Source organism: Acidovorax sp. SRB_24 (assembly GCF_012931925.1).
In genome coordinates this window covers 1-293 of record NZ_MWOM01000318.1, presented here as the reverse complement: position 1 = coordinate 293, position 293 = coordinate 1, and the positions used below count along the sequence as shown (strand labels likewise).

General features: G+C 72.0%; 1 protein-coding gene. It reads right to left on the bottom strand.

Going from position 1 to position 293, the window contains the following annotated elements; translation table 11 throughout:
- A partial coding sequence (locus tag B2J89_RS22100; RefSeq protein ID WP_169170889.1) for a putative toxin-antitoxin system toxin component, PIN family occupies positions 1-293 on the bottom strand: 293 nt, incomplete at both ends.

Genomic DNA, 293 nt, shown 5'->3' with positions numbered 1-293 from the left:
GCCGCCAGGTCGAGGAATTTCTGGTCGTCGGCATCGCGGCAGGCGGGGGGCACGCGCGGCGCCACCGGCGCCAGCTGCACCTGCGCATCGAAGGCTTGCACCACCGAGGCCACGCTCAAACCGTAAAACGCCAGCCGCGGCACGATGTGCGGGTACGCCAGCACGCGCTCCAGTTCCTCGCGCATGGCGCCGGTGGCCAGCCAGCGCAGCTGGCCCGCGCCCAGCAGGTCGCGCACCGGGGCCACGGCCGGGTCGCCAAACACCAGCAGGTCGAGCACGATGTTGGTGTCCAG